At 67.9% G+C, this 20,540-nt stretch carries 19 protein-coding genes and 1 riboswitch; of the genes, 6 read left to right on the top strand and 13 right to left on the bottom strand.

Features of this window, described 5'->3' with window-relative positions; translation table 11 throughout:
- The first annotated feature begins 47 nt into the window (after nucleotides 1-47).
- Complete coding sequence (locus tag A5724_RS18925) at nucleotides 48-1,220, top strand: SRPBCC family protein (RefSeq protein ID WP_067805291.1); 1,173 nt, start codon at nucleotides 48-50, stop codon at nucleotides 1,218-1,220.
- Here A5724_RS18925 and A5724_RS18920 read toward each other — a convergent pair.
- The 8 genes from A5724_RS18920 to thiO all read right to left on the bottom strand — a co-directional run bounded on the left by A5724_RS18920 (nucleotide 1,174) and on the right by thiO (nucleotide 8,556).
- Nucleotides 1,174-2,622 carry a M28 family peptidase gene (locus tag A5724_RS18920; RefSeq protein WP_067805288.1) on the bottom strand — a complete coding sequence of 483 codons (1,449 nt, stop codon included), beginning with the start codon at nucleotides 2,620-2,622 and terminating at the stop codon, nucleotides 1,174-1,176. The genes A5724_RS18925 and A5724_RS18920 overlap by 47 nt on opposite strands.
- Complete coding sequence (locus tag A5724_RS18915) at nucleotides 2,619-4,121, bottom strand: M28 family metallopeptidase (protein ID WP_067805631.1); 1,503 nt, start codon at nucleotides 4,119-4,121, stop codon at nucleotides 2,619-2,621. Before A5724_RS18915 ends, A5724_RS18920 begins: the two co-directional genes overlap by 4 nt.
- A 19-nt stretch (nucleotides 4,122-4,140) precedes the next feature.
- A complete protein-coding gene (locus A5724_RS18910; protein ID WP_067805286.1) occupies nucleotides 4,141-4,893 on the bottom strand; it encodes an ABC transporter permease in 753 nt (250 codons plus the stop codon).
- Entirely contained in the window at nucleotides 4,890-5,798 is a 909-nt protein-coding gene (locus A5724_RS18905) for an ATP-binding cassette domain-containing protein (protein ID WP_067805283.1), read from the bottom strand. The genes A5724_RS18910 and A5724_RS18905 overlap by 4 nt, the downstream gene beginning before the upstream one ends.
- A gap of 11 nt (nucleotides 5,799-5,809) precedes the next feature.
- Nucleotides 5,810-6,583: an SGNH/GDSL hydrolase family protein gene (locus A5724_RS18900; RefSeq protein WP_067805281.1), complete on the bottom strand. Its 774-nt coding sequence runs from the start codon at nucleotides 6,581-6,583 to the stop codon at nucleotides 5,810-5,812.
- Nucleotides 6,580-7,338 (bottom strand): thiazole synthase, encoded by a 759-nt coding sequence (locus tag A5724_RS18895; RefSeq protein ID WP_067805278.1) that lies wholly within the window; start codon nucleotides 7,336-7,338, stop codon nucleotides 6,580-6,582. The genes A5724_RS18900 and A5724_RS18895 overlap by 4 nt, the downstream gene beginning before the upstream one ends.
- The gene (gene thiS, locus A5724_RS18890; RefSeq protein WP_067805274.1) at nucleotides 7,331-7,528 is read right to left on the bottom strand and encodes a sulfur carrier protein ThiS; all 198 of its coding nucleotides are present in this window, start codon (nucleotides 7,526-7,528) and stop codon (nucleotides 7,331-7,333) included. Before thiS ends, A5724_RS18895 begins: the two co-directional genes overlap by 8 nt.
- Entirely contained in the window at nucleotides 7,525-8,556 is a 1,032-nt protein-coding gene (gene thiO, locus A5724_RS18885) for a glycine oxidase ThiO (RefSeq protein WP_067805628.1), read from the bottom strand. Before thiO ends, thiS begins: the two co-directional genes overlap by 4 nt.
- A riboswitch (TPP riboswitch) is annotated at nucleotides 8,547-8,655 on the bottom strand. (Overlaps the previous gene by 10 nt.)
- A 138-nt stretch (nucleotides 8,656-8,793) precedes the next feature.
- Between thiO and thiE the strand changes: the two genes are divergently transcribed.
- Nucleotides 8,794-9,456, top strand: coding sequence for a thiamine phosphate synthase (gene thiE / locus A5724_RS18880; RefSeq protein WP_067805624.1), 663 nt, complete (start codon nucleotides 8,794-8,796; stop codon nucleotides 9,454-9,456).
- Here the strand turns inward: thiE and A5724_RS18875 are convergent.
- Complete coding sequence (locus A5724_RS18875; RefSeq protein ID WP_067805271.1) at nucleotides 9,428-9,922, bottom strand: NUDIX domain-containing protein; 495 nt, start codon at nucleotides 9,920-9,922, stop codon at nucleotides 9,428-9,430. The two genes, thiE and A5724_RS18875, sit on opposite strands and share 29 nt — an antisense overlap.
- Nucleotides 9,923-10,067: 145 nt before the next feature.
- On the opposite strand from A5724_RS18875, the gene glnX reads away from it, so the two are divergent.
- From glnX to A5724_RS18855, 4 genes are all read left to right on the top strand, one after another.
- Nucleotides 10,068-11,387 carry a protein kinase G-activating protein GlnX gene (gene glnX, locus A5724_RS18870; protein WP_067805267.1) on the top strand — a complete coding sequence of 440 codons (1,320 nt, stop codon included), beginning with the start codon at nucleotides 10,068-10,070 and terminating at the stop codon, nucleotides 11,385-11,387.
- On the top strand, nucleotides 11,387-12,361 hold the full coding sequence (locus A5724_RS18865) for a glutamate ABC transporter substrate-binding protein (protein WP_067805620.1): 975 nt from the start codon (nucleotides 11,387-11,389) through the stop codon (nucleotides 12,359-12,361). Before glnX ends, A5724_RS18865 begins: the two co-directional genes overlap by 1 nt.
- Nucleotides 12,361-14,616, top strand: coding sequence for a serine/threonine-protein kinase PknG (locus tag A5724_RS18860; protein ID WP_067805262.1), 2,256 nt, complete (start codon nucleotides 12,361-12,363; stop codon nucleotides 14,614-14,616). Before A5724_RS18865 ends, A5724_RS18860 begins: the two co-directional genes overlap by 1 nt.
- A 237-nt stretch (nucleotides 14,617-14,853) precedes the next feature.
- Complete coding sequence (locus A5724_RS18855) at nucleotides 14,854-15,246, top strand: STAS domain-containing protein (RefSeq protein WP_067805259.1); 393 nt, start codon at nucleotides 14,854-14,856, stop codon at nucleotides 15,244-15,246.
- Nucleotides 15,247-15,323: 77 nt separating this feature from the next.
- On the opposite strand, the gene A5724_RS18850 is transcribed toward A5724_RS18855, so the two are convergent.
- Genes A5724_RS18850 through fgd form a run of 4 tightly spaced genes read right to left on the bottom strand, consistent with a single transcriptional unit; the run spans nucleotide 15,324 to nucleotide 20,526 of the window.
- Nucleotides 15,324-16,445: an acetate kinase gene (locus A5724_RS18850; protein WP_067805256.1), complete on the bottom strand. Its 1,122-nt coding sequence runs from the start codon at nucleotides 16,443-16,445 to the stop codon at nucleotides 15,324-15,326.
- Nucleotides 16,442-18,505, bottom strand: coding sequence for a phosphate acetyltransferase (pta, locus tag A5724_RS18845; RefSeq protein ID WP_197518720.1), 2,064 nt, complete (start codon nucleotides 18,503-18,505; stop codon nucleotides 16,442-16,444). The genes A5724_RS18850 and pta overlap by 4 nt, the downstream gene beginning before the upstream one ends.
- Before the next feature lie 21 nt (nucleotides 18,506-18,526).
- Entirely contained in the window at nucleotides 18,527-19,477 is a 951-nt protein-coding gene (locus tag A5724_RS18840) for an endonuclease/exonuclease/phosphatase family protein (protein ID WP_082965146.1), read from the bottom strand.
- A 38-nt stretch (nucleotides 19,478-19,515) separates the two neighbouring features.
- Nucleotides 19,516-20,526 carry a glucose-6-phosphate dehydrogenase (coenzyme-F420) gene (gene fgd, locus A5724_RS18835; RefSeq protein WP_067805250.1) on the bottom strand — a complete coding sequence of 337 codons (1,011 nt, stop codon included), beginning with the start codon at nucleotides 20,524-20,526 and terminating at the stop codon, nucleotides 19,516-19,518.
- Nucleotides 20,527-20,540: the final 14 nt, after the last annotated feature.

Here is a 20,540-nt window from a genome sequence, read left to right as displayed (position 1 = left end):
GTGGCGAAAACTGGACCGGCAGACAGGGCCGCAGCTAGGCTGACTGTATGTTCAAACAGGGCGAGTCGGCGCCGGTGCCCGCCGACGCGCTGGCCGCAGCGCTGGCACCGTTCGGCCAGTCGCGGATGCTGCCCCGCGAGGCCTACGTCGATCCGGCGGTGTTCGAGTGGGAGCAGCACAACATGTTCTCCGGCTGGGCCTGTGTCGGGCACGCCTGCGACCTCGCGGCCGTCGGCGCGCAGAAGGCTGTCGGCTCAGGGGTCAACGCGATACTTCTCGTGCGCGCCGAAGACGACGTCGTCCGCGCGTTCGCCAACACCTGCAGGCACCGCGGCCATGAACTGCTCACCTGCAACGCGACCACCAAGGCCCGCGCCATCGTCTGCCCGTACCACTCGTGGTCGTACCGGCTCGACGGCACGCTCCGCAACGCGCCAGGGTTCCGCGACGTCGACGGTTTCGAGCCCGCCGAATTCGGGCTCACCGAACTCCGACTGGCCGACTGGCACGGCTGGTTGTTCGTCGACCGCAGCGGCACCGACGCCGACTTCGCCACGCACGTCGCCGGTTTGGACGACGTCGTCGGCCCGTACCGTCCCGAGGACCTGACCATTGTCGCCAGGCACTCCTACGAGCTGGCGACCAACTGGAAGGTCATCGCCGAGAATTACCAGGAGTGCTACCACTGCTCGACCATCCATCCGGAGCTGTCCCGGATCAGCCCGCCCACCAGTGGGGAGAACCTCGAACTACCGGGGTTCTGGATGGGCGGCTGGATGTCGATCGTCGAAGGCGCCGAGACCATGTCGTTGACGGGTAAGAGCGGCGGCGTCGCGATCCAGGGCTTGTCCGAACACGAACTGCGCACCGTCATGTACCTGGTCGGCTACCCCAACCTGCTGGTGAGTCTGCACCCCGATTACGTGATGACGCACCTGATGACACCGCTCGCCGTCGACCGCACCCATGTCGAATGCGCGTGGGCCTTCCCGAAAGACGTTGCCGCCGAACCCGAATTCGACCCGTCGTACGCCGTGGACTTCTGGGACCTGACCAACCGCCAGGACTGGGCGGCCTGCGAGTCCGTGCAACGCGGTCTCTCGTCGCCGCACGCCCGCCCCGGCCCGCTCGCACCCGACGAGGACGGCGTCTACCAATTCGTCACCCGGGTGGCTAGGGCGTACTCCGGTGCCGCTGGTCCCGCGGCGGAACCCCGTTGACGCCGTCGGTCTGCTGCGCATAGCTGCCGATCGAGTACGCGAGCGCCTTGCCCATCACCGACAACGCGTCGCGGTCGATGTTGTCGATGTTGTCGCGTGCGGTACGCCAGTTGGGATCGAATGCCACACCGGCCTGACCACCCCAAAGTCGGGCCTGCACTTCGCTTTTGCGTTGTGACCACCCCGTGCTCACTCCACCGATCGGAATACCCGCGGCCATGAAGGCGGCGTAATCCGCGGTTCTGCTCAGCGGCATGTCGGCGGGCCGCACCCCGGCGAGGTTGAGATGACCCGCCAACATCCGCTCCACCCCCGCCGAACCCGCGGGAACGGACTGCGGTGGGATGTCGGGATTGAGCGTGCCCGACTGGTCGCCGTCGTACGTGAAGTAGCCCGCATTCGGCGAGCCGATGGCGCCGACCCCGAGATACAACGCGATGTCGTTGAGTCCGTCGCGGCTCAGCCCGCCAACGTATTTCGTCGGCCCTTCCTCGTCCGCGCCCCAGAACGCGAAGCGCACCGCGTTCGCGATCTTCGGCGCCGCACCCATCGCGGACGCCGTCGAGAGCAGCGCGGCGACCCCGGACCCGTCGTCGTTGATGCCGGGGCTGCGCGGGCTGCTGTCCAGCCTGGCACCCGCGAGCACCACATTCTTCGTATCGCCAGCCTTGGTCTGCGCCACCACGTTTCGCGCCTTGGCCATCACCGGCTTGCTGTCCAACACCAGTCGTACCGGCGCGTTGGTCCGCCGCAGCGCCGCGTCGGCGTCCCTCCCGACGACGCCGACGGGAATGGTCAGCTTCTGGTAATAGCCCGGGGTGAACAGGCCCGCCGGGCCCGTCGATGCCGGTGCGCTGACGACCAGCAGCCCGACGGCACCCTTGGCCACGGCCGCGTCCTGTTTGGCGACGACCGAACAGGCGGTGTCGTCGACGACGGCGATCGCACCTTGCACCGACACCGTTCCGTAGTCGGCGGCGCTGCAGCCCGGCGCCCTCTGCGGCCGCAGCGTGATCGCGTTGAGCCCGCCCGCCGGGGTGCCGACGAGTAGGGACGCCTGGTCGGCTTGGAATCTGCGACCGGAAACCGTCAGTGTGGGATTGCCGCCCTCGGTGCGTTCAAGCCGATCGAACTCCGGTGTCGAGACGTCGAATCCGTTGTCTTTCAACACCTTCGCCACATAGTCGACGGTGGCGTCGTAGCCCGGTGTCCCTTGCGCCCGGTTGCCCCGATTGGCGTCGGCAATCTCCTGCAGCTTGCGCAGGTGCGTGTACATGTCGTCGGCGGTGAGCTTTCCCGCGATCTCGCGGGGCAGGTCGTCGGCGGCCACCGGGGCTTCGGTGGACGAGCATGCCGCCAACGCCATCACCGCGACGGCCATCACCGCGGCGACGGCCCTCATGATTCGAGGACGTGCCGCGTACGGTCCTCCCGAATCGGCACGCCGTTGCGGCCGCTCTGATCCTGCGCATACAACCCCACCGCGTATGCCACTCCGCCTCCGTTGATCTCGAGTGCCGTCCGGTCGATGTGCTCCACCGTGTCAGAAGCCTTGTGGTAGTTAGGGTCGAATGGCTCGTCGGCCTGTCCGCCCCACCGCTCGGCCTGCTCGACCGACTTCTTCTCCTCGGCTCCGGAGAAGATACCGCCTGCAGGCACTCCGGAAAGGGTGAAGGCGTCGTAGTCTGAGCGGCCGTCGAATGAGGTGTCCTCCGGCGGTTTTCCGGCGCCCTTCAGAAACGCGACCAGCATGCGTTCGATACCGGCCGAGCCCTCGGGCACCCGTGGCGCACCGTCGGTCGGCTTGGCGGACTGATCGCCGTCGTAGGTGAAGTAGCCGGGGTTCGGGGAACCGAGCATGTCGAAGTTCAGGTAGAGCGCGAGGTCCTTCAGCGCTTCCTCGTTCAGTGACTGCACGTAGTTCTTGGAGCCGAGCAGACCCTCCTCCTCGGCGCCGAAGAAGCCGAACCGCACCGCGTTGGCAACCTTCGGCGAATTGCCCAGTTGCAGCGCGGTTTCCAGCACCGCGGCGACACCGGAGCCGTTGTCGTTGATACCGGGGCCCGCCGGCACGCTGTCGAGATGGGCGCCGACCATCACCACGTTGGCGGTGGAGCCCGTCTTGGTCTGGGCGATGACGTTGCGGGTCCGCTCCACCCGAACGCCCGCGTTGAGCTTGATGGTGGTGGGGCCCGGCGCATTCCGCAACCGCTCACCGGCGGCCTTGGTGACGCTGATGACCGGGATCTTCACGTCGGTCGTCTCGCCGAGCGTGCCGCCCATCTGATCGCCGTCCTCGTTGTTGGCGACGATCAGCGCCACCGCGCCCCGCTCGACGGCAACCGCCTGCTTGACCCCGAACTGGCACTTGCCGCGGTCCACCAGCACCACGGCGCCCGCGACCGGCAGCCCGTCGTAGTCCGACGCGGTGCAGCCGGGGGTGTCCTCGACGCGGGCTGGCACCAGCGGACCCGAAACCCCTTCCGCGGGGGTGCCCTTGGTGTACTCGAGCGGCTTCGCGGTGACCTTGTCGCCTGCGACGGTCAGCGACGGCTCGTCGGCGAACGGGATTCGCACCTCGAAATCCGGGGTCTGCACGTCGAAGCCCTTGTCCCGCAGAGCGGAGGCCACATAGTCGACGCTGGCGTCGTAGCCCGGCGTGCCCAGTGCGCGATTGCCCTTGTTGGCGTCGGCGATCTCCTGCAACTTACGCAGGTGGCCCATCATCGCGTCGGCGGTGACCTGCTTGCGCAGTGCCGCGGCGAACTCGGTGACCGGGGTGGCCGGCGTGCTCGCGGTGGTGCTGGGCTGCGGGTGCTGCGTGCGCATTTCGCGGCTGCAGCCGCCCAGCGCCACGACGGCGATCACCGCCGTCACGACCGCCAGATATTTACGCACCATCGGCACCACGTTAGCGCCCTCACGCATCGCGGCGGTTCACCACGACGATCGCGGCGACGTAGACGGCGGCCACAATCACGACGAAGTACACCAGTGAGCCGACTTCACCCCACGGCACCGCGTAGCTCGGGAAGAGCCATTGCACGTCGACGAACCGGAAGATGTTGGCGAACGGCAAGTAAGGCCCGACCTCGGAACCGATGTTCGGCAGGTTGCCCAGCACCGGTTCGATCAGCAGCGGCCACAGCAGCAGCACCGCGACCGCACCCGCCGAATGCCGCAGCAGCGCGCCGACCCCGACGCCGAGCACCGCGGTCAACGCGGCGTACAAGGCGATGGCGCCGATCAGCCGCCACGTGCCAAGGTCGATGAACGACAGCTGCGAACCGACCAGCGGCGGGGACATCACGTGCGCGACCACCACCGCGACGACCGTCATCAAGGCGGCATAGCTCGCTGAAAATACAAGTGCGACAGCGGCTTTCGCTGCCAGGACCAGGGTGCGGTCGGGGCTGGCCATGAAGGTGGCGCGGATCATGCCGCTGCGATATTCGGCGGTCACCGTCATCGCCGCGAGGACCATCAGCACCGGGACGCCGAACACGGCGACGCCCGTGACGGCTCTCTCTGGCGGCAGCGCCGCCGCACCGTACGACGTCGCGCCCTGCAGCGCGGCCAGACCGATGGACAGCACCGCCACCACCGCCGCCGTCCACAGCAGAGACTTCGTTGTCGTCAGTTTGATCCGCTCGGCGGCCAGTACCGCGGTCACTGGCTCACCGTCCGGTACTCGGTGACCTCGTCGGTCAGCTTCATGTACGCCTCCTCCAACGAGGCCGACTTGGTGCTGAGCTCGTGCAGCGTGATCGCGTTGCGAGCGGCCAGATCACCGATCACCTCGATGGCCGCCCCGCGCACCAGCAGCGCGGCGCCGTGGTCGGCCTCGGCGGTGAGCCCGGCGTCGGTGAGCACCCGCCGCAGCGTCTCCAGTTGCGGGCTGCGCACCCGCACGGTGTCGGCGCCGGATGCGCCGACGAACTCCGCGACCGTCGTCGACGCGATCAGCTTGCCCTTGCCGATCACGATCAGCCGGTCGGCGGTATTGGCCATCTCAGCCAACAGGTGGCTGGACACGAACACGGAGCGGCCCTGGCCTGCCAGGGTGCGCATCAGCGTGCGCACCCAGCGGATGCCCTCCGGGTCGAGCCCGTTCACCGGCTCGTCGAACAGCAGCACCGGCGGATCACCCAGCAGCGCGCCCGCGATGCCGAGCCGTTGACTCATCCCCAGCGACAGCGCGCCTGCGTTCCGACCGGCCACCGACATCAGCCCGACCATGTCGAGCACCTCGTCGACCCGTTTGATCGGAATCCGGTTGGTGGCCGCGATCCAGCGCAGATGGTTGCGCGCGGTGCGGTTCGGATGCGCCTGCCGCGCGTCCAATAGCGCCCCGACAGTGCGCAGCGGGTCGCGCAGCTCGCGGTAGCGCTTGCCGTCGATGGTGGCCGTGCCCGCGGTGGGGTGGTCGAGGCCGAGGATCAGCCGCATCGTCGTGGTCTTGCCCGCGCCGTTGGGCCCGAGGAACCCGGTGACCACGCCCGGCTCGACGGAGCAGGTCAGGTCGTCGACGGCCCGGGTCGTGCCGAACACCTTGGTGAGGCCCGTCAACTCGATCATCTGTTCCGAGACTACGGATCGCCTGCGCGGCCCACCATCCCGACGATCAGGTCGGCGACGGCGCGCATGCCCGCGGCGTTGGGGTGCAGCGGTGCGGGCCTGATGGGAAGCGGCAACCCGGGTTTGGTGGTCCACGGCTCGGCCGACCAGGCGTGGTGTTCGCGGCTGGCTTGCGCGACCCTGACCCATTCGCAGCCGGTGTCGGCGGCCGCCTCACCGGTGAGCCGTTCCAGCGTGTCGGCCACCCGGCGGCCGAGGGCGACGTCGACGTCCGACAGCGGCGGCGCCGCACCCGCCTGCGGCAGCAGCGTCAGGTAGTCGACGAACAACACCTTCGCCCGCGGCGACCGCTGCCGCACGGTGCGGCCCACTTCCTTCAGCGATTCGGCCACCTCGACCAGCGCACGGTCGCGCGCCGTCGGGTCGAGCATCTCCCGGACGACGCCACCCAGCACCGGCATGCCGCGCACCATCCGCGGCAGGCCCGCCGCCATCAGCAGCGGCACGTAGCCGACGTCGTTGCCGCCGATGGTGACCGTCACCAGATCCTCTGAGCCGTCGAGCGCATCGGCCTGCGGCGGTGTGCCGTTCTGGGGTTCGGTCAGCACGTTGGCGGTGGTAGCACCGGAGTACGTGACGTCGACCAGGTCGAGGCCAAGGCGTTCGGCGACCAGATGCGGATAGTTGCGCGCTGAGCGGCCCGCCCGAAACGGTGCGCCCGGCGCGGACGGCCGGATACCTGGCCCGGCGGCCATCGAACTGCCGAGCGCGACGTAGCGGCTCATAGCGACGGGCTGGAAGCCTGCGCCCAGAACCTCTTCGGGATGCGGCCGGCTTGGCGGGCCAGATGACCGGCGGTGACGGCGGCGGCCATCGCGGCGGCCATGGTGGGCGGATCGGCGGCCCGGGTTACCGCGGTGGCCAAAAGCACCGCGTCGCAACCCAATTCCATAGCCAGCGTGGCGTCGCTCGCAGTGCCGATGCCTGCGTCGAGGATCACCGGAACCCCGGCGCGCTCGACGATCATCTCGATGTTGTGCGGGTTGGCGATGCCCAACCCGGTGCCGATCGGCGAACCCAGCGGCATCACCGCCGCACACCCGGTGTCCTCCAGCCTGCGGGCCAGCACCGGATCGTCGTTGGTGTACGGCAGCACGGTGAACCCGTCGTCGACCAATTGCTCTGCCGCCCTGACCAATTCGACGGCGTCTGGCAACAGGGTCCGCTCGTCGGCGATGACCTCCAGCTTCACCCAGTCCGTGCCGAGCGCCTCACGCGCCAGTTGCGCGGTCAGCACCGCCTCCGCGGCGCCGCGGCAGCCCGCCGTGTTGGGCAGCGGGGTGATGCCGAGCCGGGTCAGCAGATCGAGCACGCCGGTGCCGCTTTCTGCGTCGACGCGCCGCATTGCGACGGTGGTCAGTTCGGTGCCCGACGCGATCAGCGCCTCCTCGAGCACCGCCAGGTTCGCGGCGCCGCCGGTGCCCATGATCAGCCGGGAGCCGAACTCGCGTCCCGCGATCGTCAACTTAGATTCAGCCACCCTGCACCGCCGTCACCACTTCCACCCGCGCCCCGTCGGTCAGCGCGGTCTCCCATTCCGACCGTGGCAGCACCGACCAGTCGACAGCGACCGCGATGCCCTTCTCTGGGAAGCCGAGGCTTTCCAGCAGTGCCGCGACGGTCGTCTGTTCGTCGATCTCGACCGCTTCGTCATTGACGGTCACCTTCATCTGCTTGCTCCCACAGAGGCGTTCAGTTCGGCCGCGATCCGCTCGGCGGTCCACGGCGCGAGTAGGAATCCGTTGCGGCCGTGTCCGGCCGCCACCAGTGTGCGATCGTCGAGCCGTTCGACGATCGGCAGCCCGTCGGGCGTCATCGGCCGCAGTCCCGCGGCGCATTCGGCGAGTTCGTACTCGCCAAGCGCGGGCATCACCGCGCAGGCATCGTCGAGCAGCTCGCGCACACCGGTCACGGCGGGAGCGGTGTCCCTGCCGTGCTCGTACTGGGTGGCGCCCACCACCACGCCGTCGGCGCGCGGCACCAGGTACACCTGGCGGCCGTGCACGCGGGCGCGGATCACTCGCTGCGGCACCGGCATGCAGCCGCGCCGCCAGCGCAACCGCAGCACTTCGCCCTTCACCGGCCGGATCGGCAGCTCCGGCCACAGCGTCGGCGCGTCGATACCGTTGGCGATCACCACGGTGTCGGCCCGCACATCGGACAGCGCCGTCACCGGGGGCGCCCACTGCACGCCGATCCGTTCACAGTGCGCCTCCAGCGCCGCCACGACGGCCCTATTGTCGACCGCAAGCTCGGTTTCGGCGACGAAGCCATGCCGAATGCCTTGTGCCAGAAGTGGTTCAATGTCACGTGCCGCCGATGTCGGGGTGACCGGGTGTCCCTGTGCCGCCAGCCACTCGCCGACCGTCTTCAGGTCGGTGGCGTCGGCGCGATCGACGGCGACCACGAGCGATTCGCGGGCGGTGACCACGTCGGGCGGCAGTCCGTCGAGGAACCCGTCATTCCACAAAGCCAGTGACGCCAAACCCACCTGCAGCAGGCGGTCCTCGCCGGGCCAGCCTTCGCTGTGCGGGGCGAGCATGCCGCCCGCCACCCAGGAAGCGCCGCGTTGGTCGGTGCGGTGCACCCGCACGGCCCAACCGTCGAGCGCAGCGCGCCGTGCGACGGACAGCCCGATGACGCCGCCGCCGATGACCGCAAGCGATCGCGCCGGCGAGCCGGCAATTGAGTCCTGCATTTCCTCCTCCCTTCGCCGGCATGACCCGGATCAGGTGTGACGGTAAGGGCGGCGTGCCCACTCTCAGTCCTCGGTCCAGGGACTCCCGTGTCGGATGCCAAGCGTACTCGACTCTGCTTTCCCGCCAGGTTCGAGCCAGCACAGCCGGGCTCGCCGCGGCCCCGGCGAAGCGCACAGCGTAGGCACCTACTCGAACTCGGCGACTAGGGTCGCGGTGTGCACAACCCTGGTGAGCGACTGCGCTCTCGTCTGACTGAAGCGCAGCTGTATCTCTGCACCGACGCCCGGCGGGAACGTGGCGACCTGGCCGAATTCGCCGATGCCGCGCTGGCGGGCGGTGTCGACATCCTCCAGTTGCGGGACAAGGGTTCCCCAGGCGAGCAGCAGTTCGGTCCGCTCGAGGCGCGCCACGAGTTGGCGGCGCTGGAGGTGCTGGCCGACGCGGCCCGGCGCCACGGCGCGCTGCTGGCGGTCAACGACCGCGCCGATATCGCGCTGGCCGCAGGCGCCGATGTGCTGCACCTCGGCCAGGACGACCTGCCGTTGCCGGTTGCGCGCGGCATCATCGGGTCCCGACCGGTGGTCGGCCGATCCACGCACGACGCGTCGCAGGCGGCCGCGGCGGCCAAGGAGGACGTCGATTATTTCTGCGTCGGCCCCTGCTGGCCGACGCCGACCAAACCGGGCCGCCCGTCGCCGGGCCTGGACCTGGTGCGCGCGACGGCCGAAATGGGCTCGGACAAACCGTGGTTCGCGATCGGCGGCATCGACGAGCAGCGACTGCCAGAGGTGCTGGCCGCAGGCGCCCGCCGAATCGTCGTGGTGCGCGCGATCACCGGCGCCGACGACCCGACGGCCGCGGCGCGACGGCTCAAGGCTCGGCTTGCAGAGGCGGGATAGCCGCGGCCACTTCCCGCAGCCGCTCCCAACTGGCGGCGAAGCCGGGATGCAACGGCAACTCGGCGACCTCGTCGACGGCCACCCAGCGCAGTTCGGAGCTCTCCCGGTTGGGCACGGTGTCCAGTTGTTCGGCGGCGTCGGCGATCACGGTGGTGTAGGTCCAATGACCGCCTGCCGCGGTGGCGGTCACGACGGTGGTGCGCACCGTCAGCCGTTGAGAGGGCAGGCCCGCTTCTTCCTCGGCTTCACGGAACGCGGCCTGCTCGGCCGTCTCATGGCTGTCGCGCGCGCCGCCGGGAAGTCCCCAGGTGCCCCCCTGATGACTCCACGGCGCCCGGTGTTGCAACAGCACCGCGGGCGAGCCGTCGGGGCCGGGGGCTCGTAACAGCAGACCGGCCGCGCCGTGCTTGCCCCAATAGGCGGCGCCGCTGTCCGACAACACCCAGCCGTCTCCGTCGCCACGCACGATTTCAGCTTAAAGAACGCCGCGCGAAGACGTGCCGCTCGAATGCCCGCACGTCTGAGCACCAACTCTTAGAATTCTTTTATAGTGTGGTGAGTCGGTCGGGACGATAGCCGGAGAGCAGCGAAAAGATGAGGTCCGCGCGCACGTGACTGTGGAGTTGGCGCACCCTTCGACCGAACCGCTGGCGTCGCGGTCGCCGACAACTCCCGCGCACCAGCGTTGGTGGTTCCTGTGGACCACGCCGGGTCGGATCCTGACCATCGGCGTGGTGTTGTCAGCGCTTGTTGTCGGCAGCGCGTTTGCCACGTCGACCACGATCAACGACCGGCAACAGGCGCTCACCACGGTGCTCAACCACACCGAGCCGCTGTCGTTCGCCGCCGGCCAGCTCTACACCACACTGTCGGTGGCCGATGCGGCCGCGGCGACCGCTTTCATCGCGGGCTCTGAACCGCGCGACGTCCGTCAGCGCTACGAGCAGGCCATCACCGACGCGTCGGTGGCGGTTACGCGGGCGTCGAGCGGGCTGACCGACGAGCCGATGGTGCAACTGCTGGGCCGGGTCAACGCCCAGCTGTCGGTGTACACCGGGCTGGTCGAAACCGCGCGCACCAACAACCGCGCTGGCAATCCGGTCGGTTCCTCCTATCTATCTGAGGCGTCGTCGTTGATGCAGACGCAGATGCTGCCTGACGCTCAGCGGCTCTATGAACAGACCTCGGCGCGGGTGGACGCGGAGACAACGGCGTCGACGCGGATTCCAGGGCCGGTGATCCTGGTCGTGCTCGCCACGTTGCTGTTCGGCGCGTTCGCCAACCGCTGGCTCGCCCGCAGGACCCGCCGCAGGGTCAACATCGGCTTCGTCGCCGGCGGCCTTGCCGTGCTGATTATGTTGATATGGGTGGGCACCGTCCTCGTCATCTCGACGGCGGACAGCCGCAGCGCGAAAGACACTGCGGCAGAGTCACTCAAGACCGTCACGAGCCTCGCCATCACCGCGCAGCAGGCGCGGGCCGACGAGACGCTGTCGCTGATCCGGCGCGGCGACGAGGACGTGCGCAAGCAGTCCTACTACCAACGCATCGATTCCATGCAGCAGCAGTTGTCCGATTACCTGTCCCGCGGCGACGCGGTCGACAAGACCGACCTGGCCGACGCCGAACAACTTCTGAAGCGGTGGCGGGCCGCCGACGACCGGATCAACGCCTACATCGGGGTCGGCAACTACCAGGCCGCGACTCAGGTGGCACTGGGCACTGGCGAGGACGACTCGACACCCGCGTTCGACAAGCTGGATTCGGCGCTGACCAAAGGCATCGAGGAGAGCCGCGGCCAGTTGCGCAACGACATCGTCAACGCCCGCAGGGTGCTCTCCGGCGCGACGGTCGGTGCGGCGGTGCTGTCCGTCGTCGCGGCGCTGGCGGTGGCGTTGGGGCTGTGGCCGAGGCTGAGCGAGTACCGGTGATGCGCCTGAAGTTCGCCGAACGGGGAGCGGGGGTCCTGCTCGCCGCAGCCCTGCTGCTCAGCGGGTGCGCCCAGGGCGCCGCGGTGATCCCGACGCCCGGCGTCACGCTCGCCCCGCCGATGCCGGCCGGAATGCAGGAACTGCCACCGGAACCCGCGCGGCCGCCGGCGGACGAGGCCGATTGCAATCGCACCGCGAGCCTGCGTCCGTTCAACACCAAGGCCGAAGCCGACGCCGCCGTCGCGACCATCCGCAACCGCGGCAGGCTGATCGTCGGACTCGACATCGGCAGCAACCTGTTCTCCTTCCGGGATCCGATCACCGGCGAGATCACCGGCTTCGACGTCGACATCGCAGGCGAGATCGCGCGCGACATCTTCGGCAGCCCGTCGCAGGTCGAATACCGCATCCTGTCGTCGGCGGACCGCATCGCCGCGCTGCAGAACAACCAGGTCGACGTCGTCGTGAAGACCATGACCATCACCTGTGAGCGCAAGAAGCAGGTGGGCTTCTCGACGGTGTACCTGAACGCCAACCAGCGGATCCTGGCAGCGCGAGACTCGTCGATCTCGCGGCCGTCGGACTTGTCGGGCAAGCGGGTGTGCGTGGCGAAGGGCACGACGTCGCTGGACCGGATCCAGCAGATCACCCCGCCGCCGATCATCGTCGGGGTGGTGACGTGGGCCGACTGCCTGGTCGCGCTGCAGCAGCGCCAGGTCGACGCGGTCAGCACCGACGATTCGATACTGGCCGGCCTGGTGAGCCAGGATCCGTACCTGCACATCGTCGGACCCAGCCTCAACGAGGAGCCTTACGGCATCGGGGTGAACCTGCAGAACACCGGGCTGGTTCGATTCGTCAACGGCACCCTGGAGCGGATCCGCCGCGACGGCACCTGGTACACGCTGTACCGCAAGTGGCTGACGGTGCTCGGGCCCGCGCCGGCGCCCCCGGTCGCGAGGTATGTGGACTGATGGCTGAGCCGCAGGACTACGAGGAAGGCCCGGGCACCCAACCGGCCAGCTTCGACGACCTCGGCATGGACTCCATGTCGACGATGCGGCCGATGGCGACGCAGGCGATCTTCCGTCCGCACTTCGACGACGACGTCGACAGCACCTCGGTCGGTACCGAAGACACCGAACCGTACGAACACCTGACGACGGTGACACGGGCGCTGTCGCCGACCCGGCGCCTCGGCGGCGGTTTGGTGGAGATCCCACGGGTGCGCGCCAAGGATCCGCTCGAAGCGCTGATGACCAATCCCGTTGTCGCCGAATCGAAGCGGTTCTGCTGGAACTGCGGGCGCCCGGTCGGCCGGTCGACGCCCGACGGTAAGGCGCTGTCCGAAGGTTGGTGCCCGCACTGCGGCAGCCCGTATTCGTTCCTGCCGCAACTGTCCCCCGGTGACGAGGTGGCCGAGCAGTACGTGATCAAGGGCTGCATCGCGCACGGCGGGCTGGGCTGGGTGTACCTGGCGTTCGACAAGAACGTCAACGACCGGCCCGTCGTGCTGAAAGGTCTGGTGCACTCCGGCGACGCCGAGGCGCAGACCATCGCAATGGCCGAACGCCAGTTCCTGGCTGAGGTGACCCATCCCGGGATCGTGAAGATCTACAACTTCGTCGAGCACGAGGACAAGCACGGCAACCCGGTCGGCTACATCGTGATGGAGTACGTCGGCGGGACGTCGCTCAAACAGGCCAAGGGCGACCGGCTGCCGGTGGCCGAGGCCATCGGCTTCATGCTGGAAATCCTTCCCGCACTTGGGTATCTGCATTCGATCGGCTTGGTGTACAACGACCTCAAGCCGGAAAACATCATGGTGACCGAGGATCAGCTCAAACTGATCGACCTCGGCGCAGTGTCGACCATCAACTCGTTCGGATACCTTTACGGCACACCGGGTTACCAGGCGCCGGAAATCGTCCGCACCGGGCCGACCGTGCAGACCGACATCTACACGGTAGGCCGCACGCTGGCGGCGCTGACGCTGAATCTGCGCACACGCAAAGGCCGTTACGTCGACGGCCTGCCGGAAGACGACCCCGTGCTGCGCGAGTACGACTCGTTCGGCAGGCTGCTGCGGCGGGCCATCGACCCCGACCCCAGACGCCGATTCGGCAGCGCCGAGGAGATGTCGAGCCAGCTGCTCGGTGTGCTGCGCGAAGTGGTGGCCCAAGACACCGGGGTGCCCCGACCGGGCCTGTCGACGGTGTTCTCACCTTCGCGGTCGACCTTCGGCGTGGACCTGCTGGTCGCGCACACCGACGTCTATCTGGACGGGCAGGTGCACTCGGAAAAGCTGACCGCACAGGAGATCGTCAAGGCGCTGCCGGTGCCGTTGATGGATCCCGCCGACGTCGGTGCGCCGGTGTTGTCGGCCAGCGTGCTGAGTCAGCCGGTGCACACGTTGGACCAACTGCGAGCAGCCAGGCACGGCGCGCTGGACTCCGAGGGCATCGACCTGTCGGAGTCGGTCGAGCTGCCGCTGATGGAAGTGCGGGCCCTGCTGGATCTCGGCGACGTCGCCAAGGCCACCCGCAAGCTCGATGATCTGGCAGGCCGCGTCGGTTGGCGCTGGCGACTGGTCTGGTTCCGCGCAGTCGCCGAGTTGCTGTCGGCCGACTATGACTCGGCGACAAAGCATTTCAACGAGGTGCTGGACACGCTGCCCGGTGAACTGGCGCCGAAGCTGGCGCTGGCCGCGACGGCCGAACTCGCGGGGAACTCCGACGAACGCAAGTTCTACAACACCGTGTGGAGCACCGACAACGGCGTCATCTCGGCCGGGTTCGGGCTTGCCCGCGCGCAGTCCGCGGAAGGGGACAGGGACGCGGCAGTCCGCACGTTGGACGAAGTACCGCCCACTTCAAGGCATTTCACGACGGCACGGCTGACCAGTGCGGTGACACTGCTGTCGGGTAGGTCGATGAGCGAAGTCACCGAGCAGCACATCCGCGACGCCGCCCGCCGGGTGGAGGCGCTGCCGGACACCGAACCTCGCGTGCTGCAGATCCGGGCGCTGGTGCTTGGCACCGCGATGGACTGGCTGGCCGACAACACCGCGACCACCAACCACATCCTGGGCTTCCCGTTCACCGAGCACGGGCTGCAACTCGGCGTCGAGGCATCGCTGCGGAGCCTGGCCCGGGTGGCGCCGACGCAGGCGCACCGCTACGCCCTGGTGGACCTGGCCAACAGTGTGCGGCCGACGAGCACATTCTGATCTTGAACCGCAACGGATCTCGTGGTCCGTTTCCGCTGGCTATCCGCTTGTCATCGGCAAACGCCATGGTCAAGTCACGGTTTCCGTAGTACTCTGCGCACAGGTTGAGTTAACAGCCGAATTGGTGACGTCATCGACGCATAGGGCTGACTCCCGAGTGCGCGGCTTTAAGACGTAGGGCCCCATCCCTGACGGCACCCCAGTACGAATATTGCTTTTCGACTGAGGGAGGCCACCTTGTCTGCAATCGGTACCAGTCGCGTGCTTCGACCCGACCCCGCGTCGCTCGACAGACGCGAAGAGCACCACCGCGCGATTTTCTCTGCATGCCACCTGTCGGACACCACGGTGCTGGTCACGATCAGGGGTGAAGTGGACGCGACCAACAGTCGCGCGCTCGCCGGCTACGTCGAACGCCAGATCGCCGGGTGGGGACGGCTCGTCCTGGACCTGTCGACCGTCGAATTCTTCGGCACGGCGGGTTTCGCCGCGCTGCACAACGTGAACGTGACGTGCGCCCGCTACGGCGTCGGTTGGGTGCTGATGGTCGGGCCCCAGCTGAGCCGATTCCTGCAGATCTGCGATCCCGACCATCTTCTTCCCGCGGAGGATTCGACCGCGGGACATTAGGTCGATGTTCGTCGCAGTAGCGGAGGCATCGGCGGCAACGGCGGCGCGCTGGGCAAGCACGGAGTCGACGTTTAAAGTCAGATCACCTGGACGCAGGCTCTCGCGATAGCGAGTTCCTCGTTCGTCGGGACGACGAGCACCGTCGTCGGCGAGCCTTCCGCCGAGATGCGGCGGGCGCCCTTCGGGAGCCCGGCATTGAGGTGTTCGTCGACCTCGATGCCCAACGCCGCCATGCCGGACAAGGCGTCGCGACGCACCTGCGCGTCGTTCTCACCCACACCGGCGGTGAACGTGATGACGTCCACCGAACCGAGCAACGCCAGATACGCGCCGATGTACTTGCGCAGCCGGTGAATGTACACGTCATACGCCAATTGTGCTGTCGCGTCGCCGGATTCGATGCGCTGGTGGAGCACCCGGAAGTCGATCTCGCCGCCAAGGCCGCGGACACCGGAGCGGCGGTTCAACATCTCCTCGATGTCCTCGACGCTCATCTTCGCGGTGCGCCACAGATACGTCAGCACGCCCGGATCGATGTCACCCGAGCGGGTGCCCATCACCAGGCCCTCCATCGGCGTCAACCCCATCGACGTGTCCACTGGCCTGCCTCCGCGGATCGCCGACGCGGACGCGCCGTTGCCGAGGTGCAGCACGATCTGTCTCAGGTCGGTCAGTGGTGTGCCGAGGAACTCCGCGACCTGTTCGCTGACGTATTGGTGTGACGTGCCGTGAAATCCGTAGCGGCGGATGTGCCATTGCTCAGCCACGTCACGGTCGATGGCGTAGGTCGCGGCCGCGGGCGGCAGGTCGTGGAAGAACGCGGTGTCGAACACCGCGACGTGCGGTAGATCCGATAATGCTTTGCGCGCCACCTGGAGACCCAGCACAGCGGGCGGATTATGCAGTGGCGCAAGCGGAGCCAGCTCGTCAAGCTTGGCGATCAGGGCATCGTCGACAAGCGTCGGCTCGTACAGATCCGGACCACCGTGCACCACGCGATGGCCGACCGCCAGCAGGCCGTCCAGATGGTCGGCCAACTCGTCGAACACCACCCGCATGGCCGCCGCGTGGTCGGCGACCTCCGAGTCGCCAATGCGCTCGACGATTCCGTCGACCGTCTGCGCGCCGGAATCCACGTCGACCACAGCGTATTTCAGCGAGGAGGAACCGGAGTTGAGCACCAGGACGTTTTGACTCATCGGCTTTGCGCCTGAATCGCCGTGATGGCCACCGTGTTGACGATGTCCTCGACCAGCGCACCGCGGGACAGATCGTTGACCGGCTTGTTCAACCCCTGCAGCACCGGACCGATCGCGATCGCGCCAGCGCTGCGCTGCACCGCCTTGTAGGTGTTGTTGCCGGTGTTGAGGTCGGGAAAGATCAGCACCGTCGCGCGGCCCGCCACCTCGGACTCGGGCATCTTCGCCTTCGCGACCGTCGCGTCGACGGCGGCGTCGTACTGGATGGGTCCCTCCACCAGCAGGTCTGGTGCCCGCGTCCGGACCAATTCCGTTGCCGCCCTGACCTTGTCGACGTCGGCACCGGTGCCGCTGGTACCGGTCGAGTACGACAGCATGGCGACCCGGGGGTCGATGCCGAACTGCGCGGCGGTGCGGGCCGACGAGATCGCGATGTCGGCGAGTTGCTCGGAGGTCGGGTCCGGCACGATCGCGCAGTCGCCGTAGGCCAGTACCCGGTCCTCGAGGCACATCAAGAAGATGCTCGACACCGTCGACACGTCGGGCAGCGTCTTGATGATCTCGAACGCGGGCCGCACCGTGTGGGCGGTGGTGTGCATGGCGCCAGAAACCATGCCGTCGACCATGTCGTTGTGCACCAGCATGGTGCCGAAATAAGAGACGTCGTGGATGATCTCGCGAGCCTGCTCGACGGTGATGCCCTTGTGTTTACGAAGTTCGGCGTATTGTTCGGCGAACTTGTCGCACAGCTCGCTGGTGCGCGGGTTGAGCACGGCGGCGGCGGACAGGTTGACACCGAGTTCTGCTGCGCGGGCGCGGATCTTCGGCTCGTCGCCGAGGATGGTCAGGTCGGCCACACCGCGGGAGAGCAGTCTGCCTGCCGCAGTGAGGATGCGGTCGTCCTCACCCTCTGGCAGCACGATGTGCTTGCGGTCCGAACGCGCCTGGTCCAGCAGCTGGTAGGTGAACATCTGCGGCGTGACGACCGTCGGGATGGGAAGGGCCAACTGCGCCAGCAGATCCGCGGTGTCCACGTGGTCGTCCATCAGCGCGATCGCGGTGTCGATCTTACGCTGCGACTCTGCGGTGACGCGGCCGCGCGCCGATGCGACCCGACTGGCGGTCTCGAAGGTGCCGAACCTGGTGGTGATGATCGGCAGTCGCAACCCGAGTCCCGACACCAGCGACGCGATCGACGGATGAAGCTCGAGGCCGCCGTTGAGGACCACGCACGACAACGACGGAAACCCTTCGGCCTCATGTGCGGCCACCACCGCGAGCACGACGTCTGAGCGGTCGCCGGGGGTGATGACGGCGACGCCCTCGGTCAACCGCTCCACCACGTGTTCGGCCGTCATGCCCGCCACCAGGACGTCCATCACCTCGCGGGTCAACAACGCCGGATCACCGCGCAGCAGGCTGCCCTCGACCGCTTCGCCGAGCTCGGCTACCGACGGTGCCACCAGCAGCGGTTCCTCGGGCAGCACATAGGCCTTGGGGCCCAACGGTTTCAACGCCTCGGCGACCGCAGCCATCTGCGCCGGGTCGCACCGGTTGGCCACCACCGCCGCGGTGTGCGCGTGCTGGGCGTCGATCTCGACCAGGCACACGTCGACGACCTGGGCGACCTGCTCGGGCGTCCGGCCCTTCGCCTTGACCGCGAGCACCACCGGCGCACCGAGGTTGACGGCGATGCGTGCGTTGGTCGACAACTCGCTTGGCGTGGCGACGTCGGTGTAGTCGCTGCCGACGATCAACACCGCGTCGCATTGGTCGGCCACATGGTGATAGCGATCGACGATTTCGGCGATCGCCGCGTCGGGATCCTCGTGCAGCTGTTGGTAGCCGACGCCGACGCACTCTTCATAGGGCAGGCCGGCGGTGCTGCCCGCAAGCAGCAGCTCCAGGATGTAGTCGCGGTTCTCGTTGAGTCGGGTGATCGGACGGAATACGCCGACCCTGGCGGTGGTGGCGGCAAGCCGGTGCAGGATGCCAAGCGCGATCGTCGATTTGCCTGTGTCGCCTTCTGGTGAGGCTACATAGATCGCTCTGGTCGGCACGCGTGCCAGCCTAGGGCAATGTCAGCTGGCGGTTGGGTCCACCGGAATCTCGATGACGGTGGACAGGCCGTGGTGGTCGGATCCGGGTACCGGAACCGTCTGCGCGGAGGTGGCCGCGGCGTTGCGGACCAGCACATGGTCGATGCCGAACAAGGCGGTGGACGGGAAGCTGCGCGTCAGGCCCGCGCCTGCCTGTTCGGCGGCGTCGCGGTAGCCCTCGTCGAGCAGTTGCCGGAACGGCCGCATGTCGTAGGTCGAGTTCAGATCGCCTGCCACGATCACCGCTCCTGACCCGGCATTGCGCGCCGCCGCCTGCAGTGTCGTCGGGAACCGGGCGATGTCGGCGCGGAAGTACTGCAGCGGCTGCACCCACGGCGCGGCCAGGTGCACGGCCAGCACCGTCGGGGCGAACCGCACGGACGGCACGCCGATCCTGGCGATCCGCATGGCCAGCTGATAGCCGGTGACCGCCTGCGCATCGAAGATCGGGTAGCGACTCCAGATTCCGATTCCTTCCGCGTTCTTGCGAGGATCGATGGACCGATACGCCATGACGGTATCCAGCCCCGCCGTCGACAGCGCCACAGCAAGCCCAGGTGTCAACTCCTGCACGACCAACACGTCGGCTGAATCGCGCGCCAACGCGACCATGGCTTTCGGATCGGCTTCTCCCAGACCGAGATTGGCGGTCAGCACCCGCACGGGCACCGACGGCACGGCACCGCGTTCAGGGCCCAGGTAGCGCGGCAGCAACACCAGCAGCATCACCACACAGAGCAACGCGGACACGATCGTCGGCACCCACCGTCTGACGACCGCGAACAGCACCATCGCCACCAGGCCCGCGACGATCAAGTACGGCGAAAGGGCCGCCAGCGCAAGCACGACCTCGTTGGTGATCGGCAGGTAACGCGCCACCAGCCCCGCTGCGGCCAGCACCAGCGCCAGCGCGCCGACAACCGTCGCCAGCACCCGGACCTTGTTGTGCTGGTGGAGCTTACGAAGCTCGATCAACCGAGGCGGCGAAGGCGCGGCTCGAGGTCCCGCTGGAACAACTCGAGGAAACGCCGCTGATCGTGGCCCGGCGCGTGGAACACCAGGTGGTTCAGTCCCCAGTCGACATAGTCCTTGACCTTGGCGACGGCCTCGTCGGGATCCGACGCCACGATCCAGCGCTTGGCCACCTGCTCGATGGGCAGCGCGTCGGCGGCCTTCTCCATTTCGATCGGATCGTCGATGGAGTGCTTCTGCTCGGCAGTCAGCGACAGCGGCGCCCAGAACCGGGTGTTCTCCAACGCCAGCTCTGGATCGGTGTCGTAGGAGATCTTGATCTCGATCATCGCATCGACGTCGTCGGGGTTCTTACCCGCGGCCTCGGCGCCCTCGCGCATCGCGGGAATCAGCTTGTCCTTGTACAGCTCTTCGCCCTTACCGCTGGTGCAGATGAAGCCGTCGCCCGCGCGGCCCGCGTACTTGGCCACCTGCGGGCCGCCCGCGGCGATGTAGATCGGGATGCCGCCCTCGGGCACGTCGTAAATGGAGGCGCCCTTGGTGCGGTAGTACTCGCCGTCGAAATCGACACGGTCACCGAGCCACAGCTCGCGCATCAACTTGACCGACTCACGAAGTCGGGCGTAGCGCTCCTTGAACTCCGGCCACTCGCCCTCGTAGCCGGTGGCGATCTCGTTGAGCGCCTCACCGGTGCCGACCCCGAGGAAGATCCGGTCCGGATACAGGCAACCCATGGTGGCAAACGCCTGCGCGATGACAGCGGGGTTGTAGCGGAAGGTCGGTGTCAGCACCGAGGTGCCGAGAATCAGCCGCTTGGTGCGTTCTCCCACCGCCGCCATCCAGGCCAGCGACCACGGCGCGTGGCCGCCCTCGTGGCGCCATGGCTGGAAGTGGTCGCTGACCGTCGCGCTGTCCATGCCGTGTTCTTCGGCCGCCACGGCCAGCTCGACGAGTTCCCGCGGCGCAAACTGCTCCGCCGACGCCTTGTATCCGAGTTTCAGTTCAGCCACGAAGCCCAGCCTAG

Source organism: Mycobacterium sp. ACS1612 (assembly GCF_001667505.1).
Taxonomy (GTDB): domain Bacteria; phylum Actinomycetota; class Actinomycetes; order Mycobacteriales; family Mycobacteriaceae; genus Mycobacterium.
Note: the sequence above shows the minus strand (reverse complement) of the source record. Positions and strands in the feature narration are given on the sequence as shown.